A 14,337-nucleotide genomic window follows, 5' to 3' on the forward strand; every position below is an offset into this window, starting at 1 on the left:
ATTACCGAGGAGGGGATACTGTGCGTAAAGAGTTATTGTTTGCTTTTGGAGCTTTTTTCATTTTATCTTTACAAACAATCGCTGGAAATTTCTCAGAAGAAAATCATGATGAACAGACTGAGATCAATCAACTGACCGTAAAGTCCTACTCTATAGATGTAACCGGAGATGGGAAAAAAGATAAAATCAATCTGAATGCCATTCCATACTCACCCGATGCATTATTTTTGAAAGAAGTGTGGGCAGAAATCACAACATCCAATGGCAGTGAAATGCGCATCGACTACGAAGGCGGATATGAACCTCAAATAAAATTTGTTGACTTGAACCATGACGGAATAAAGGATTTACTGTTTTCAACTGCAACAGGAGGGAGCGGCGGGTTGTATTACACGGCTTTGCATACACTTTCTGATAATAAATTGCAGGATCTTGGTTTGCCTGAAGGGCTAACAATCCAGGCTCAATTTCAAGACAACTATAAATCCGTTATTACATTCACTGACACCAGTCAATCGTATACGATCGACTTAAGCGACCGTCAGGAAGATTATGAACGGCTCGGCATCTATACTGATGGAAAATTAAATGAACCGATGGAATTGATGGTTCTCCCCACAGCCTTTTACGAACCTGTGAAAATCAAAGGAAAGACAGGGAAAGGGTTAAAGGGCTACCAGCAAATCAGTGGTGCTTATAAAGCTGACAGTATCGGCACAGCAGTGTCTTATTGGTACTATGAAAACAACAAATGGATCTTGATTGAAATAAAATGGCAGGAGGACTCTTTGCAGAAGCACGGAAGATAGGCGATTGACATACACTGCTATAAGCCCAAATTTGAAGGAGGCTTATAAATGAGTGATTTCAATCCTGAAAAGCTAACTGTCACCTATTTGCCGCCGGCTTCAATCTTCAATCCGATTGACAACAGAAAGTACAAGTTAACTCACTCTGATACAACCGGGCAGCTATATTTAAGTATAGGCTCTCAGTACGATGCAGCAAATTTGAACGCGAAAATGAGGGATGAAGTGCTCGGGGAATGGCGGCGTGAACTTGGCCAATACACACTCTTCGGAAAGGTATATGTAAGCGGAGGGGAGTTTGATGAGAAACTATCCCAGATTCGATTCATGATCTTCAAAAAGGAACTTCCGCTTGCATTATATGCTTTCGTAAATGGCGATAAAGGGTTTTATACGTATTATCCTTGGCTTCTTGATGCTCCTGTTTATATCTATTTCGAGTCAATATTCAACGAATTTAATCAGGTTATTTATTTCGGAACCCCTAGGCAATACTTAATGAAATGAAGCATGCATAAAGGGCAGGAGACCCTTTATGCATTTTTTTATCCATAAAATATTCTTTTCTGGAAAAAGTACTCTACAAAAGATAGAGAAGGGACTTATAGGGGAATGAATAGAATGCCAAATCAATACGAAATGTTAGAGTTGAAATGATATTATGTAAACTTAATGCAATAGGACACGATTCATTTGAAGATGGAATCGAATCCCAACAGAATCACACATATTGTTTTTTTTGGGAGAAACATATTTAGATTTAGGTTCATATAAATTCATTCAGCTGGATTTTCAATTAGATACGCTTTAAATGGATCGACTCACTAGATCAAATACGATAATCCAAAAGTGATCCAGACAAATCAAACTTAATATATGCTTGATAAAAACGAATTTTTTATTTTGTCTCAATGTTAATAGTATACTTTTGATATGAGACAGAATAAACTATTTTTATTTAGGTTCCTAGAATATATATTATGTTAACTAAAAATTAAAGGAAACGTCCCCTATGTTACAAATGTCAGGAAGCTTGACGAGTGACATAAAAATAAAGATAAAAAGTCCAGACATTAACTTTTTCTCATATACTTTTGATTTTTTCTCTCGTTGTGGCATAAGAATGTCTAACTCAGTACACAAGCGATAAACCTTCTTCTTTTTAATGATTAATTGGTAGACCTTCTGTAAGGATTTGGTGAGTTTTCGGTAGCCATATACAACTTCTCTACCTTCAATTAATTCCATTAAGTATTCCTTTATTATTTTTTGATCTTTAACTTTTTGCCTTTCTTGGTTCGGGAATATCCTGGGATAGGTCTTCCTCCCGTGCACATTCGCTTTACCGATGGATGAGACAACCTATAGTAATACGTATTTCGCTTTACAGAAGCAATGGCTGGAACACGGGTCGCGGGAAAACCTGCCAGGATCCATTTATGTGAAAATTCTATTCGCTCGGAAAGTCCGGAAACTTTTTTTAGCATTTCACGAAGCATGGTCACTTCAAATTCTTTCTCACCAAGAATCTTCATCGCATGATCGTATTTCTTTTGAATATCGTCTTCCGAAGTGGTTCTAGATAAAGGAGACACACCTTCTCGTTTCATCTGCTCTTCAATCTCATCACGTTATTGCTTTACCCAATTAGCAAGAGTCGATTTATTCACCCCTGTTTTTCGACCGATAAACGCCATGTTTCCAGACTCTAAAGCCATGCGACCGTATTGTTTTTTAACATCTTCCATTGGTCCATTACGTTTACTCATTTGGACTCCTCCTTTGATACATCTATCTTAATATTTTTTGAATAAGGTGTCCAAATGAGTTAAGGGGCTAAATAGAAGCAACTCAAGAGTTCCTTTTTTTGCTCCAATTTCTGCATATTGATCAAACTATCAGGATAATTTACTTTCCCTTGAGCTTAGGCATTATTATTACGCTGAGCGTTAGCATTCCCATTCTCCTGTCTTCCCATGAAATAAAGCATCACTTTCTAAAATGTTTAAATGATCAGTCATAATTTGGCTAAGTTTGATAACAATATTAATGAAACGTAATTAAGGGGGTAGCTTTATGACAGAAAAAACTATTGAACAAATTCAGTCAATTCTAAAGGAATTGAATAACTGGAAGGGCACGAATATTTCCATAAACAAGCAGGAGAAAGATGATATTGATAGGAATACATTATCATTAGAGGACGTTGAAATCGTGCATCAAGTGAGGGATGAAGACGACTACGTTGACCCTTACACAATCCAATTAAAAGGAAAAGGAACCGTCGTTTACCCGAATGGAACACCTCCTCTACCATTAAATAGCTATGAGTTACCAATCAGACAACTTTTATCGTTTGAAGTCTCTCAAGGATTTCTAACAATAAAAACGGACAGAGCCACTTACATTTTAAACAATAAATAGTGAAGTAAGTCAATAAAAGCAACCAGTCAATATAACTAGTTGCTTCAGCTTGTAGACAAAGCCTGAGAATTAGACAAGTCTACAATTTTTTTTGTATATTGGGATGGAATCAATTTTTTAGTGAGGGATATAAAATGTTATCAAAAGACGTTGAGGATGGAAGAAATTAAATTAAAACTTGTTGCATTAGATCAATTGGTTCAAGAGGATCATCTAGTTAGGAAGGTGGAACGAGCAATTGACTTGGATTTTATTTATGACTTGGTCAAAGATAATATTGTTTAGAAATCTGGAGATATCTTTCTGTCTCCCATTCACTCGTTGTATAGATGAAGAGATCATGGGAGACAGAAAAGATACGATATTAAAATAACTAAAAGGTGCACCATTCAAAATGCTGTATTCAGAATTGGTTGTTACAAACGCAATTGGCCAAGGTATAATGCTTCCGATCAAAAATTTGTAATTTTCTCTTTCAGAAAATGAATCAGGATTAATTGAAAGCATAGAGTTATAAGTTTAGTCGAGGTTTCTTACCTTTATCGGATCAAACTGCGTTTAAGCTGCTCTCTGTATTGTTCATAAACTGGAGTTACACCATAACCATTAGACGCAATATACTTTTGCCATTCTAATTGATCATTATCATCATGAGTTCTCCAGGCAATATGGTGAACTCTCCCAACACCCATTTGTCCACTGACTGTAGTAGTTCGCTAAGGTCAATTACATTACAATATCAGCAGATGAGCGGAATCGAACAAGATCTACTTCTTCCCCGATTTTCTCAAGTCCCATATTTTTTATAGTATTTCAGCAATTTTTTCTGGTTGTTTAGATAGTAGTGTTGCCCCACCAAATCCCTTGATTGCAACATGAGGTGTAATTTTTCCAAACTACCATGAATTTACCCTCCCTCCTTCTCTCTAGACAATTTCCAAACGAAGCCCGTATGGATCAACATATTCTAAATAATTCTCTCCAAAGCGCTGCATCTTAGTGTAGGCAACTTTAAATTTATCTAACCTCTTTTCCAAAAATGACTCCTTGCCGTGTCCCTGCCTATGGAAAGAAAGTAATAATAGTTCCTGGCTTTCCATCTCCATCTCCGAAATATAAATGATAGGTACCGATCATCAAAATTTATTATTTTTTTACTAAACGTAATCGTAGAACACCGCATAAAAAACTCAATAATTTTTATTGCCCCTGGGCCGCTTCGTATAACTTCTTCTTACACCTTCAACAAATACTGTTATATAGTTCCCATGCTGCAGATTAAGCTATCGGAACTAATTTACCAATTCATATATATATGTCATTTAACTCTTGTTCCGAAATATGATATCCTGGAAGGAAATTACTTGTTAACCTTCACCAATTCTTCAAAGTCTGTCATTCTACTAACATGCATATTCACAAAGGCAAATTAAACTTATTATTATTTCGTATTTACTTATCTCAAATTCAAAATAATTAAAAAATATTATGTTTTCAACGTGAAAACCAAGTTTTTTTAATTGTTCTATTGTGCCTTCCCTTTCTTGTATATCTAATCCGCCGAATATTTCTTGTATGTAGGATTTATGTTTTCGAAAGATTTCTTTCATACTCTAAATTTTTGTATAGACTGTTCGCCTTTAATGTAGATTAATTCCAAGAAGGCAGGGTTTAATCCTAGACACTTTAGTCTTTATCAACTCGCTTTTTTATTGATTGTAACCTCCTTTATAAGACAATAAAACTTTTAAAGATAAGTTTTCTTCAAATTCCGTTAATTTTTGATTTTTCAAGGTTTGTATTTTTTGGAGTTAAAAATAATTCCCTCGATAATAAGTCATATCCATTTAAGACATCCATCCAATCATAGAGGGTCATTTTCCCTAAAAAGCACCAATCTTACGGTATAAAAATACCCGAATCAAAGACAATTTTAAGGAGTCTTTAATTCGAGTAACAATTCAGTTCTTTAAATATTTATTTATTTTATTAATTGTTTTTTATACACCATTAAATTTAAATAAATGATTTTCAATAATGGCGTATCGATATGATATTTGTTAGCAAGATTTAATAGGTATCCGTGAATGTGTTCTCCTTCTATATCAGCCTCTTTTTCCATATCTCGAAGCATTGAAGACTTCATATTCTCTGAAATTTCTTTTATTTTCATTAATTGGTTTTCCTCAATATTGTCAGGAAGAGGAACTTCATGTTTTTTCACTATGAGTCCAATCTCAATTATGAGTTTTTTGATCATTTCTAAACCGTCTTTATCTTCCCTAATGAACCCAATATTAGAACGAAATAAGGTAGTTATTCCTGAAAAGCATGTTATAAAGAAATATTTAACCCACATATCCCTAATAATTGAATCGCTGGTACGTATCGATGCTTTTGTATTTGAAAATACCTTCCTTATAGATCTAACCCTATCTGTAATTTCTCCTGATAGTTCTCCAAATACTAGGTCATGAGCAGGGCTAGTTTGAATAATTTCATTTTCCCCGTTTTTCGTAGATTCGATAAAGCATAAACCACCCATGACATTATTATTTGGAAAGGCATTTAATAGAATATCGAGGTGGCTAATACCATTCAATAAAGGAATGATAACTGTATTTTCACCCACGAAGCGCTTAATATCTACGACAGCGCTATCAAAGTGATAAGATTTAGTACTAACTAGTATTACATCATAAGCTTCTGGAGGATAACTTGCTGTTATCGTTTTTGGTAATATATTTACATTTCCGTGTACACTTTGTACATTTATTCCACTTTCATTTATTAACAATTGCTTGTTCTTTCTTACCAGAAACGTAACATCCACTCCGCTTTCATATAATCGTGCTCCAAAGTATCCTCCAACTGCTCCGGCCCCAACAACCAATACTTTCATAAGATACACTCCTTAATTTTTCAAATTATTTTTTTTACTGACTTACTAATTTCTCTTTTAAATAATTTAATTTCTTGCTTATAGGCAATGCCCTTATACTTCACTTTCATAGAATTTTCCTCCGGATAATAACCATATCATTTTTATGGAATATTCACTCCAAAAATTCAACGTAACAAAAGTATATAATATATTTTAGAATATTTCAATTTATTTGAATTTGTTTACATGTGACAGTCATACTCTTATTAGTTCAGTGTCTAAAAATTTCTTTTCTTGAATTACAAACTGCATTTTAATAGTACCACTGTCAATAATTTGGAGTTATAATACTGATGTGAAGACTCTGTTTAATAAAACTAACAAACCAAAACTTACAAAAAAAGGGCAAGAAACCCGCTCTCGAATTATTGTAGCTGCCGCAGAATTGATGTATGAAAAGGGGGTAGCCGGAACTACAATTGAAGACGTTCAACATAAAGCAAAAATAAGTTCATCACAGATGTATCATTATTTTAATAAAAAAAGGAATTGGTACTGGCGGTTATTTCATACCAATCTTCAAAAGTAATTGGAAACCATAGTCGGTACCTTAGTGATCTTGACTCATTCGAAGCTCTATATGCTTGGAGGAACTTTATTGTAGATATTCAAATAAAACGAAATTGTGAAGGAGGATGTCCTTTAGGGTCACTTGCGAGTGCGAAGGTAGTATACGAAACGGCTTACGTTATATGCTTAATCGAGGTAATTAAATTCAAATGCCGAGCCCGATAAACTAGCACTTGCACTACTTGCGGCACTTCAAGGTGGCCTTTTGCTGACACAAGTACAGAGAGAACCAAAACCAATTATCAACGCGTTAGATACAATGCTTGAACACATAAATTCATTTTCAAAAAACAGATGAGGACATACGAATCAAATTAACAAGGCTTGGTCACCATTGTACGGAATTCATTCCATTATATTTATACTTTATTAATTCTATTAACCCATAATTGATTTAATTGGATCGAGTGTATTGATAAGGAATCATACACTCCACCGTGTTCTTGAGAATGGTTTATCGGAATGCGTACCGAGTCCTCTTCCTTTTCTTGAGGAGGCGTTGACTATAGCCAAGTTCGAACCAGTTATTTATAAAGTAGCGAAGACTTTCTCACCATTGGATGAAGAGGTGGAACGTTTTCACCGAAAATCAGGCAATTGAAAGTCAATAAACAAAAAATTTTGTTTCTAGAATGTGAAACAATTTAAACAAATCAGTGCAAAAGAAGGACCAACTTCTGAATAAAAAAGTTGGTCCTTCAAATAAGGGAATATTTGCGGTTTAGTACATTTTTATACACCAACCTAGTCCACTATGGTATTTTTGGTCATCTTTAAGATTGGGCTTTTCTCTAATATTTCCACTCCCACACACAATCAAATACAGATAATTTTAATATTTTTGATGGGTAATATTCGTATTTAATGTTTCGATATATAAACCTTCATTGTGTTTCTCTTCCAATTCGAATATCTAAACTCCAATTATCCTTCTAGAATTTTCCAGTGAATAGATGTAAATATTCCCCATATCCCTCTTCCTCCAATTTATCTTTTGGAATAAACTTTAATGCAGCGGAATTTATACAATACCTTAAACCACCATGTTCTTCAGGTCCATCTTCGAAAACGTGTCCTAAATGAGAGTCAGATTTAGTACTTCTAACCTCTGTACGCCTCATGCCGTAAGATGTGTCAGCTTTTTCTTTAATTTCGCTTATCTTAATAGGTTTGGTAAAACTTGGCCAACCACAACCTGAGTCATACTTGTCTAAAGAACTATACAATGGTTCACCAGAAATTATATCTACATAAATCCCTTCATCTTTATGATCCCAGAATTCATTATTAAAAGCGGGCTCTGTGGCATTTTTTTGAGTAACGTTATATTGAAGAGGGGTTAGTTTATTGATCACTTCTCCATTTCCGTCCTTCCAATTTTCTCTAATAAATGAATTTCTGCCAGACCCCTCTTTGTAAAGGTTGTAATGAAAAGGGTTTTTCTTGTGATATTTTTGATGTTTCTCTTCAGCTGGATAAAATATTGTAGCAGGTTTTATTTCAGTAACGATTGGTTTCTTAAATTTATTACTGTTTTCTAATTCCTTTTTGGATATTTCCGCCAGTGCTTTTTGATTTTCAGTGTGATAAAATATGGCTGTTTTATAAGAGTTTCCCCTGTCGTTAAACTGTCCATCCGGATCAGTTGGATCTATTTGTTGCCAATACAATTGCAATAATTTTTGATATGGAAATTTTTCTGGATCGTATGTTATTTGTACTGCCTCATAATGTCCAGTTTGATTTGAACATACCTCCTCATATGTTGGATTTTCTTTATGGCCTCCCGTATATCCCGATAATACATCTATTATGCCAGGTAACTCTTCGAATGGTGAAACCATGCACCAAAAACATCCACCAGCAAATGTAGCCTTTTCAGCATTTATCATTATTAATTCCCCCCTGCTTTTCAATCATTTTAATGAAAATACTTTTGTTTTAAACTAAATTGGAAAGAATTATTGATTGTTTATATTAGACTGTTGAATAGATACATGTTTTGGTGGCTTAGGAAATGATCTTCTCTCTGCATCGCTAGGACCAGTAAGATCATTTCTTTTATCCAAGAATTTTTTTGAATACTCAATAGGGTTTTGATCTTTCATATTTAAACCTCCAATAATTAGAATTCATAATTTCACTCAATAAAATCTTAACGATATATCTTAGCAATAGGTTATTTAATTTTTCACCATTATGTTCGTTTGAAATCTTAGCAAATGGCGGAAAGCAAACAAGAAAATGTTTATTAATTTTCTTAATGATTTTCGATATTGATTATTAACTTTCCCCCTCAATATAATTGTTATTCCATACAGATTTTTTAACTGTTATTGAGTCCACCAAAACCATTGCCTAATAAATTTATCATCTATTATAAAGAGCATAACATGAAAATAAAGAGATAATTTAGATAAAATGGGTTATATTGTTAATTCTTTTTGTTCCAAATAATCTTAATGTTTACCTTTTCTCCGTTTATTATATTTAAGATAGGGCATCTCAAAGCAGTCATTTTTTTAAGTTCTTGAATTCTATCTTCAGATTCATTTGTATCCAATTCTGCATATAAGATTATGTCACGAAAGGTTGGATTTAAAGTAACGTCACCCTTATACCCCTCAGGGTCCAATTGTCCCTCAATATTAATTTCGATACTTTTTAGACTAAAATTTAATTCTTCAGCAATCATATTGGCAATTATCGTTTCACTAGAGGCTAAAGCACCAAGAAAGGCATTAAGCGGATTGGTTCCTTTGTCTTTCCCTTCTAAAGTATTTGTCTCGTCAATACGATATTGGTGATTTTCGGATAGTACTAAAATTGATTTATTTTCTGTTATTGAACTTGACTTGTATGCCACTAATGTCATATGAATTCCTCCGACATCCGATTATTAATTTTGCCTTTATTATTTTATACACATTTATTTACCTCATACACTAACAAAAAATCCTAAAATCAGTTCAGTTCTATTTATTTGTTATTAAGTCTTAAACACTTTTTCACCTGATATAAATTGACATATAATTATCGCGATTACGGGTTTTGGGCAGCTATTAATTAATACTAATATCATGCTTAGTTTCAACTGAAAAATCACGAAGCTATCCAAGTTACAGTCTTTCAGGGGCTTTTGTTTTATCCATATGTTTACGTATTTGCCATGTATGATGCAGTGAAAGAGGCTCAGTGTGATAATCCTCCTTTCTCTTATCTTCCTTTCGTTGTTGGGGCAACATTAGGAATTTTCACTCTCTAAACGTTAACTTTTTTTGGAATATTATTAGGACCAGTATTTTTGGGTATTGTTTTTTGTTTCGGGGGTAATGTTTGGAAATTTATGTAAATATCAATTATCTGCAAGGGGAAATGTGTTGTTTGTACCAACTTTATATAGGATTAGAAATACTATGTTTAGTCTCAACCTCAACCTTCTCATGTTTAAAATTAATTTAACTCAGGTATATTTTCCTGTCAATTTAAAAAAAATTAATTTAATTCAATGGTTCTCTTGTCTTTCAACAGCTGTTTTAATTGCTTTCATTAATAAAAGGCCGATGCAAATTCCTGGTATTACACATAAAATTGGTAGCCAGATTGGACCAAATATAAATCCAAATATCTTGAAAGTTGATGAATATATACACCCCACCGTTACAATGAAAGCACTAAAAACGAATGGTAAATAAGAATATTTACTATTTCCTCCACCAGCATCTTTAAATGCATCCCACATGGCAAAAAAATATAAACAAGGATAAAACATTAACCACAAGTAATCAGTTTGAGAAATGGCTTTTTCGATTTCTCCATGAAAGCTTGAAATGATAACTACATTAAAATTTGCATTTACATTTATAAGGAATTCTAAAAATACAAAAACAATACCTTTTATTAGTTTGCCATTTAAAAATTGACCAAAGCCAGGGAGGGCAATACTCCATAGTAATACTTCTTTTGGGTTAGACACCTTATTCAAGCTCCTATCAAGTTTCGTCTAGGATGATTATGACAATATTGCACTAATCATTATTCATAAAAAACCTATTAGTTTTTTATTGTGATATTTAAATTTAAAATTCCATTAATGTAACTTAGAATGTCCAGCTCCAAGTAAAAAATGTAAGAAAAATACAGTGGATGACTTTTCATTTCTAAATATTAGGCATATGTTTGACCGTACCAATTGTTGCACACTAGATTACAGTTTCTAAGCTAAGTTTAGATAAATATTGGCATGCTTACCAAAAACGTAACATCCACTCCTCTTTCAAATAATCTTGTTCCAAAATTTACTGATTACTTAAATAAAAATTCCATTTCACGAAATACAAATCCATTTATTTAGTACCAATATCAATTGTTTTTACGTTATAATACAGATATGAATAATCCGTTAGATATAACTAAAAAACACAAACTTACAAAAAAGGGGCAAGAAACCCGCTCTCGAATTATTGTAGCGGCCGCAGATTTGATGTATGAACAGGGCGTAGCTAGAACTACAATTGAAGATGTTCAACATAAAGCAAAAATAAGTTCATCACAGATGTATCATTATTTTAAAGAAAAAAAAGAGTTGGTACTGGAGGTTATTTCATATCAAACTTCAAAAGTAATTGGAAACCATAGACGGTACCTTAGTGATCTTGACTCATTCGAAGCCCTATATGCGTGGAGGGATTTTATTGTAGATATTCAAATAAAACGAAATTGCAAAGGAGGATGTCCTTTAGGGTCACTTGCAAGTGAATTAGTTGAAACTAATACAGAAGCACACCAGGAAATTATGTCTAGTTTCTTTGAGTGGGAAGATAGTATAAGAAAAGGTTTACGTTACATGCTTAATCAAGGTGAATTAAATTCAAATGCTGATCCTGATAAACTAGCAATTGCACTACTTGCAGCACTTCAAGGAGGCCTTTTGCTAACTCAAGTGCGTCGAGATCCAAAACCAATTATTATTGCGTTAGATACGATGATTGAACATATAAACTCATTCAAAAAATAATAAAGTATTCGCATCAAGCTTACAAATAATGAAACAGAAGTTGATCAACACAACACCTGTCAAGCTCCATTAACCTCAAATCCTGGGCACATGCCACATGCTTAAATTTCGCAATATCCACCCTATAATCAGGGTGTAAGGAGTAGTTTGAGCAATCTTCTTATATTAGTTATGATTTATTTTAAATCCGCCTGATATATGAGTTTTGTCCTTTCTGCTGCCCAACTTCAGGATTTTCTCATACTATCAGGAGGTTATTTTTTCAAACTCCATTTTCCCGTATTACAGGAATGCTACTCTTTAATTTACCAAAAAATCCACCTAGTTCGGCAACTAATTTATAGTATCCTATCAGATTTTATTATTTCCGCAAGAAGGTGGTTATACAATAATGGGTTTTGATGCCCGTAGTTCGTCAGGTATAGAAATATCACATGATCTTTAATTCGTTTGGCAATAACATAATTTGAATATAGCATGCCTCAAGAATACCTGATAAAAAGAGAAAAAACTTCAACTTACTAATATTAGAAGAAGCAATGGAAAGACTTGAGCAATTACCCTGTCACTAAGTCTAATAAGAAAAGTGAAGTTGGCATAAAACCTAATGAATTATTTTAATCTTCCATTATAGCTACAACCCTAGCCCAACCAGCACTTGCCTTTTCGATGTTAACTGGAAAGGCTGAAACCTTAAACCCGTATGGTTTGGGTAGTTGATCCAAGTTGGTTAGTTTTTCGATCTGCAAATATTCTTTTTCTCGTCCATACAAGTGGGCTTCCCAAAACTGAGTTTCCCCCTCCAATGCTTCTTTTGCTAATATGTTAAAGGGTCTATCTAAGCCCCAAGCATCGATTCCTATCATTTTTACTCCATGATTCACTAACCATTCGGTAGATGATCGAATCAAACCAGGATGTCGGAATTCATAACCTTTATTTTCGAAATATTTCGAAGCATCTGTACGAATCAATACAATATCAAAGGGTTTCAGTTTATAGTCAATTCGGCTAAGTTCAGCTTGTAAATCATCAATCGTAATGGCTTCGCCAGCTTGCTTATGACTCATACTCAGTACAACACCATCTCCATAACACCAAGAAAGTGGTACTTCATCAATCGTTCGTGCTGGTTCTCCACTTTCCATAGTTGATCCATAATGATAAGGTGCATCAATATGCGTTCCACTATGAGTCGAAAGCTTAACATCTTCTACCGCCCACCCCTCTCCTTCTAACCAATACTCCTTCCAGAGCCCTAATAACTTCTTAGTAGTTCTTACCGCTTGTTTGTGAGCGGAGTATTTGATTTTATGAGGGCTTGGTTCGAATTCTGATGTACTATTTTTTAACTTATCACTCAAATCAATCAGGGTCATACTTTTTCCATTTCTCTTTACCGTCTCTCTCATTTTGTCACTCCTTATTTTACTCAGGTAATCATTCCACCATCGACATGAATTGTTTTGGCAGTTATATATCTCGAAGATTCGCTTGACAAGGATTCCCTGCATCACCAACCATTGAACTTATGTTGATGATGATTTGATGTTTCATCAAGGAATCCATAACTGCTCTGGAACAATGACAATACTATGAAATTATGATGATAGTCTTATTGTTTGATCCCCAGCCTTTGGGCACTTTGTTCAACCATCAATGGGATCACCTTTCGAATATCTAAAAATTCGTATCCAAACGACTTTGCTTTTGCATTCGATAGTTTCCAAGTATAAGGAAACATAGCATAAGGCGACAATATTGCATCATCAGGACTGGATTGTCCTACATGAAACTGGGGAGAAACACCTAATAACTTTCCAATTTCACGACTACGCTCCTGGATACTGAGGTATCCGCTGTTTCCAGCATTAATCGGACCTTGATAATCAGACTTCACACCCATCATTCTGAGGAAGTCCGCAATATCCCATGATGTTACATAGGTAATCGGATGTTCTGTCTCAAAAACTCCAATGGATTTCCCATTTGCCACATGTCCAACATAGAAATCAAAGCGGCCTGTAAAATCATCGTTTCCCGATACCACCATCGCTACACGAACAGCTACCACTGGAAATGCAGCATGTTGAAAAAAATAAGCCTCTGCCTGGCGTTTTCCTTCATCATAGGCATAATCGTCAGCATCCAGATTAACTTTGTAGTCTTCCGGGATAAAATCGCTTTCCACTATTTCAGTTTCTTTATGACCGTACACTGCCATACTCGACGTAAAGACATAACGTTTTATACGGTTGCCGAATGTTTCAACAGCGATTTTGGCTTCTCTTGGATTAAAACAAATTTGGTCATAGACCACGTCAAAGTACTGATTTGCAAAGGCTCGCATCATTGAACTCTGATCTGTACGATCAATTTTAATTCTTTTTACCTTTTCCCCAAAATCATCTGAAGTTTGGCCACGAGTAGCAATGGTTACATCATGTCCATCTTCAAGTAATAACTCGACTAAACGGCGACCAAAAAACCTTGTGCCGCCCATAACAAGAATTTCCATAAAAGCCCTTCTTTCATTTTCAAATTTGGATAAAATAAATGTCGCCTCTTTTACG

Annotated in this window: 15 protein-coding genes and 3 pseudogenes; 6 read left to right on the top strand and 12 right to left on the bottom strand. The window is 34.3% G+C overall.

Translation table 11 applies throughout. The features are described 5' to 3' along the window. Positions 1–20: 20 nt before the first annotated feature. Together V6B33_RS14485 and V6B33_RS14490 are read left to right on the top strand one after the other, a co-directional pair. A complete protein-coding gene (locus V6B33_RS14485) occupies positions 21–809 on the top strand; it encodes a hypothetical protein (RefSeq protein ID WP_334218470.1) in 789 nt (262 codons plus the stop codon). A gap of 48 nt (positions 810–857) precedes the next feature. Beyond that, complete coding sequence (locus V6B33_RS14490) at positions 858–1,316, top strand: staygreen family protein (protein ID WP_334218471.1); 459 nt, start codon at positions 858–860, stop codon at positions 1,314–1,316. A 480-nt stretch (positions 1,317–1,796) separates the two neighbouring features. Here the strand turns inward: V6B33_RS14490 and V6B33_RS22065 are convergent, their stop codons facing one another. Genes V6B33_RS22065 through V6B33_RS14500 form a run of 3 tightly spaced genes read right to left on the bottom strand, consistent with a single transcriptional unit; the run spans position 1,797 to position 2,578 of the window. Continuing rightward, entirely contained in the window at positions 1,797–2,057 is a 261-nt protein-coding gene (locus V6B33_RS22065) for a transposase (RefSeq protein WP_442915537.1), read from the bottom strand. A gap of 14 nt (positions 2,058–2,071) precedes the next feature. Then, positions 2,072–2,419 (bottom strand): hypothetical protein, encoded by a 348-nt coding sequence (locus tag V6B33_RS14495; RefSeq protein ID WP_334218472.1) that lies wholly within the window; start codon positions 2,417–2,419, stop codon positions 2,072–2,074. A 21-nt stretch (positions 2,420–2,440) separates the two neighbouring features. Further along, positions 2,441–2,578 carry a hypothetical protein gene (locus V6B33_RS14500; protein ID WP_334218473.1) on the bottom strand — a complete coding sequence of 46 codons (138 nt, stop codon included), beginning with the start codon at positions 2,576–2,578 and terminating at the stop codon, positions 2,441–2,443. 307 nt (positions 2,579–2,885) lie between these two features. Between V6B33_RS14500 and V6B33_RS14505 the strand changes: the two genes are divergently transcribed. Together V6B33_RS14505 and V6B33_RS14510 are read left to right on the top strand one after the other, a co-directional pair. Continuing rightward, positions 2,886–3,233: a hypothetical protein gene (locus V6B33_RS14505; protein WP_334218474.1), complete on the top strand. Its 348-nt coding sequence runs from the start codon at positions 2,886–2,888 to the stop codon at positions 3,231–3,233. A 134-nt stretch (positions 3,234–3,367) separates the two neighbouring features. After that, positions 3,368–3,509 (top strand): annotated as a pseudogene (locus tag V6B33_RS14510) (IS5/IS1182 family transposase); the annotation flags it as partial. Here V6B33_RS14510 and V6B33_RS14515 read toward each other — a convergent pair. The 3 genes and pseudogenes from V6B33_RS14515 to V6B33_RS14525 form a co-directional block, all read right to left on the bottom strand. After that, positions 3,480–3,740, bottom strand: a pseudogene (locus V6B33_RS14515) (flavin reductase family protein); the annotation flags it as partial. The pseudogenes V6B33_RS14510 and V6B33_RS14515 overlap by 30 nt on opposite strands. Before the next feature lie 68 nt (positions 3,741–3,808). Continuing rightward, positions 3,809–4,421, bottom strand: a pseudogene (locus tag V6B33_RS14520) (ring-cleaving dioxygenase); the annotation flags it as partial. A gap of 793 nt (positions 4,422–5,214) precedes the next feature. Further along, positions 5,215–6,135, bottom strand: a complete 921-nt coding sequence (locus V6B33_RS14525; RefSeq protein ID WP_334218475.1) for a ketopantoate reductase family protein — start codon at positions 6,133–6,135, stop codon at positions 5,215–5,217. 337 nt (positions 6,136–6,472) lie between these two features. Here V6B33_RS14525 and V6B33_RS14530 point away from each other — a divergent pair, with 337 nt between their 5' ends. Then, positions 6,473–6,706, top strand: coding sequence for a TetR/AcrR family transcriptional regulator (locus V6B33_RS14530; protein WP_334218476.1), 234 nt, complete (start codon positions 6,473–6,475; stop codon positions 6,704–6,706). Between the two features lie 973 nt (positions 6,707–7,679). On the opposite strand, the gene msrA is transcribed toward V6B33_RS14530, so the two are convergent. From msrA to V6B33_RS14550, 4 genes are all read right to left on the bottom strand, one after another. After that, on the bottom strand, positions 7,680–8,639 hold the full coding sequence (gene msrA, locus V6B33_RS14535; protein ID WP_334218477.1) for a peptide-methionine (S)-S-oxide reductase MsrA: 960 nt from the start codon (positions 8,637–8,639) through the stop codon (positions 7,680–7,682). Positions 8,640–8,708: 69 nt separating this feature from the next. Further along, the gene (locus V6B33_RS14540; protein WP_334218478.1) at positions 8,709–8,855 is read right to left on the bottom strand and encodes a hypothetical protein; all 147 of its coding nucleotides are present in this window, start codon (positions 8,853–8,855) and stop codon (positions 8,709–8,711) included. 326 nt (positions 8,856–9,181) lie between these two features. Beyond that, positions 9,182–9,622 (bottom strand): OsmC family protein, encoded by a 441-nt coding sequence (locus V6B33_RS14545; protein WP_334218479.1) that lies wholly within the window; start codon positions 9,620–9,622, stop codon positions 9,182–9,184. Positions 9,623–10,252: 630 nt separating this feature from the next. Further along, positions 10,253–10,723 carry a hypothetical protein gene (locus tag V6B33_RS14550; protein WP_442915538.1) on the bottom strand — a complete coding sequence of 157 codons (471 nt, stop codon included), beginning with the start codon at positions 10,721–10,723 and terminating at the stop codon, positions 10,253–10,255. A 414-nt stretch (positions 10,724–11,137) separates the two neighbouring features. Here V6B33_RS14550 and V6B33_RS14555 point away from each other — a divergent pair, with 414 nt between their 5' ends. After that, positions 11,138–11,764 (top strand): TetR/AcrR family transcriptional regulator, encoded by a 627-nt coding sequence (locus tag V6B33_RS14555; RefSeq protein ID WP_334218481.1) that lies wholly within the window; start codon positions 11,138–11,140, stop codon positions 11,762–11,764. 617 nt (positions 11,765–12,381) lie between these two features. Here V6B33_RS14555 and V6B33_RS14560 read toward each other — a convergent pair. Beyond that, the gene (locus V6B33_RS14560; RefSeq protein ID WP_334218482.1) at positions 12,382–13,176 is read right to left on the bottom strand and encodes a cyclase family protein; all 795 of its coding nucleotides are present in this window, start codon (positions 13,174–13,176) and stop codon (positions 12,382–12,384) included. A gap of 203 nt (positions 13,177–13,379) precedes the next feature. Next, complete coding sequence (locus V6B33_RS14565; protein WP_334218483.1) at positions 13,380–14,282, bottom strand: NAD-dependent epimerase/dehydratase family protein; 903 nt, start codon at positions 14,280–14,282, stop codon at positions 13,380–13,382. Positions 14,283–14,337 lie beyond the last annotated feature (55 nt).

Source organism: Mangrovibacillus sp. Mu-81, from assembly GCF_036867415.1.
Taxonomy (GTDB): Bacteria; Bacillota; Bacilli; order Bacillales; family Bacillaceae_B; genus Rossellomorea.